The sequence below is a fragment of the Candidatus Woesearchaeota archaeon genome (assembly GCA_026394965.1).
Classification (GTDB): domain Archaea; phylum Nanobdellota; class Nanobdellia; order Woesearchaeales; family 0-14-0-80-44-23; genus JAPLZQ01.
On record JAPLZQ010000058.1, the window covers coordinates 1 to 3,001 of the forward strand.

4 protein-coding genes are annotated in these 3,001 nt (G+C 43.4%); 3 read left to right on the forward strand and 1 reads right to left on the reverse strand.

Annotated features, from left to right (window positions below):
- Positions 1 to 163 precede the first annotated feature (163 nt).
- From prf1 to radB, 3 genes are read left to right on the forward strand one after another with little or no spacing between them, the layout of a single operon-like run.
- Complete coding sequence (prf1, locus tag NTV63_02395) at positions 164 to 1,267, forward strand: peptide chain release factor aRF-1 (protein ID MCX6709783.1); 1,104 nt, start codon at positions 164 to 166, stop codon at positions 1,265 to 1,267.
- A gap of 10 nt (positions 1,268 to 1,277) precedes the next feature.
- Positions 1,278 to 2,021 (forward strand): hypothetical protein, encoded by a 744-nt coding sequence (locus NTV63_02400; GenBank protein MCX6709784.1) that lies wholly within the window; start codon positions 1,278 to 1,280, stop codon positions 2,019 to 2,021.
- Positions 2,022 to 2,079: 58 nt separating this feature from the next.
- Entirely contained in the window at positions 2,080 to 2,817 is a 738-nt protein-coding gene (radB, locus tag NTV63_02405) for a DNA repair and recombination protein RadB (protein MCX6709785.1), read from the forward strand.
- Here the strand turns inward: radB and NTV63_02410 are convergent.
- Positions 2,814 to 3,001, reverse strand: a 188-nt coding sequence (locus NTV63_02410) for a DUF120 domain-containing protein (protein MCX6709786.1), incomplete at its 5' end; no start/stop codon positions are given. The genes radB and NTV63_02410 overlap by 4 nt on opposite strands.

The window sequence follows — 3,001 nt, forward strand, 5'->3', positions numbered from 1 at the left end:
GAACCGGGGTCATTCGGTCCCAAACCGAAAAGGATAGCCAGGCTACCCCACAGCCCCTCATATACACGGAAAGTTGCGGAGGGATTTTTAAATCTTTGGTTTTATGCAGGCGGCGCAGTTTTATACAAAATCTTTATATACCCCCCTTTTTCCAAGTATGGCAATGGCTGAAGAGAAGATTGATTCTGCTAAAAAGTTCAGGCTCAAGAAATTCATAAAGGAGCTTGAAAGCCCAAGAGGAAGGCATACCGAGCTTGTGTCAGTCTACATTCCGCAGGGCTATGACATGAACAAGGTTATAAATCACCTCGCGCAGGAAGAGGGAACTGCATCAAACATAAAATCCACTTCCACAAGGAAAAATGTCATTGACGCCCTGGAAAGGATGATACAGCACCTTAAGCTTTACTCAGGAACTCCTCCTCACGGAATGGCTGTTTTTGCCGGAAATATAGCTGAAAGAGAGGGTGATTCAAATGTCAAGGTATGGAGCATAGAGCCTCCCCTTCCATTAAAAATCAGGGTTTACCGCTGCGAAAAGTCATTTCTTCTTGAACCGCTCCTGGACATGATTGCAACAAAGGAGTCATACGGGCTTGTTGTCATGGACAGGAGGGAAGCAACAATTTCAATGCTCAAGGGAAAGAGCATAATCCCCCTTGCAAAAACCCACTCAATGGTTCCCGGAAAGTTCAAGGCAGGAGGGCAGTCAGCAATGAGGTTTCTCAGGCTCAGGGAAGGGGCTGCAAAGGATTTCTACAAGAAGGTTGCCGAATACATGAAGGAGCAGTTCCTTGGAAAGGATCTTAAGGGGATAATTGTGGGGGGACCAGGCCCGACTAAATACGAGCTTGTTGAAGGCAATTACATAACAAATGATGTCAAGAAAAAGATAATTGCCATAAAGGACATAACTTACACTGATGATTTTGGGGTAAGAGAGCTTGTTGAAAAAAGCCAGGATGTTCTCGCAGAAGAGGAAATCATTGATGAGAAAAACACAATGAAAAAGTTCTTTGAAGGGCTCATAAAGACTCAGGGAAAGGTGTCATACGGAAAGGAGCAGGTTTGGGCAAATCTCTCAGGAGGAGTTGTGGACACCTTAATCATATCCGAAACCCTGCCTGATGAAGAGATTGAGAAGCTTGAGGACGAGGCAGAAAAGTTCGGGACAACTGTCAAGATAATCTCTGTTGAGACAAATGAGGGGGTTCAGCTGCGCGAGATGGGATGCTATGCTGCGCTTCTAAGGTATGAAATGAGCTAATCCGGAAAAGATGGAAGAGCAAACATTAACAGACGAACAGATTGCAAGAGAATCTTTTTCTGAGCTTTATCCCGGAAAAGAGATGGACTTTGTGCCGTCAATAGTCTACACAGGAAAAATCAAGGACTACAATGCAAGCATTATGCACTACCGGCTTGAGAAAAGGCTTGTCTTCAGGCTCGGAAAAAAGTGGATTGGAATCTCGCCTGAAATAAAAAAGGGGCTCTTTCAGGAGCTCATGGTGAAGATGCTCAGCCGGAAAAAGAAATTCACTGGCACTACTATCAATATGGAGCTTTACAATATTTTCATAAAAAAGCTCCACATTTCTATTCCAAAGACAAAGAGCGAGCCATTGCTTTCAGAGTCGTTTGACAGGGTTAATGAAAAGTATTTCAGCGGGCTTCTGGAAAAGCCCAACTTAGCATTCGGGGGAAGCTCCTTCAGGAAGCTTGCGAGCTACAACTACCAGAACGACACAATATGCGTGAGCAGCATCTTTCAGGAATGCAGTCCGGAAATGCTTGACTATCTTATGTATCATGAAATGCTTCACAAGAGAATGAAATTTTCCTACAAGAACGGCAAGAATTACCACCACACCCGCATATTCAGGCAGATGGAAAGGGAATTCGCAGACTCTGAAATTATTGAAAAGGCGCTTCAGGATTATGTAAGGAAGAAAAAGACTGAGAACAGGATTTCCGAGAGGGAAAAAAGGGGATTTCTCAGGACGCTGTTTGACTTCAGATAGGGAATATTGTATTAATTTCACAGCAATTCTTAAATACTACGAAGGCAGGATATTTGGCATGGAGCTTTCTTCGGGAAAAAAGGAAAAGTATGAGCACAGAGAAAGCTCTTTAGTCCCTTCTGGAACAGAAGTGATTGACAGCCTCCTCAAGGGAGGCTATGAAAGGGATGTAATAACAACAATATACGGCCCTTCCGGCTCTGGAAAAACCAATCTGTGCCTTCTTGCGCTCATTGCAGTCAGCAAACAAAAGAAAGTGATTTTTATTGATACAGAAGGCGGCTTCTCAGTTTCAAGGCTCAATCAGCTCTGCGGAAACTCAAAGGATGTTATGTCAAGGACTTTCTTTTTGGAGCCGGCAAATTTTGAAGAGCAGAAAAGGGATTTTGAGAAGCTGAAAGAGCTTGTTGAGGACAATATCGGGCTTATAATTGTTGACACAATAAGCATGCTCTACCGCGCAGAGCGCGGTGACGAGGACATAAGAGACATGAACAATTCGCTTGGAAGGCAGCTGAATTACCTGACTGAAATTGCAAGGAAGAAAAGGATTCCTGTGATAATCACAAATCAGGTGTACTCTGATTTTGAAAAGCGGGATTCTGTGAAGATGGTTGGAGGGGACATGCTGAAATACACAAGCAAGTGCCTCATTGAACTTCAGAACTCTGATGACAGGAAAAAAGCAATTCTAAGAAAACACAGAAGCCTTCCTGAGGGCAGAGAGGAGTTCTTTGAGATAACTGAAAAGGGCGTATTCCTTTCAAAGGAAAAGCAGGGCTTCCATCTTTTCTAAGCATTTTTCTGAATATCATACACTTCAAAAGCCATATTGTCCCCGTCTTTAAGGAAGAATTTTTTTCTGAGAAAAACAGGCGCGATAATCTCAACTGCAGAAATTCCCGCGCGCTCGTATTTTGAGCTTTCAGGAATTACAACTGCTCCGAATACATCATCTATTCTTGCGCGGTAGCACTTAA

Coding starts and splice junctions, on each gene's coding strand:
- NTV63_02400 (MCX6709784.1), top strand. CDS start 1,278: ATGGAAGAGCAAACATTAACAGACGAACAGATTGCAAGAGAATCTTTT.
- prf1 (MCX6709783.1), top strand. CDS start 164: ATGGCTGAAGAGAAGATTGATTCTGCTAAAAAGTTCAGGCTCAAGAAA.
- radB (MCX6709785.1), top strand. CDS start 2,080: ATGGAGCTTTCTTCGGGAAAAAAGGAAAAGTATGAGCACAGAGAAAGC.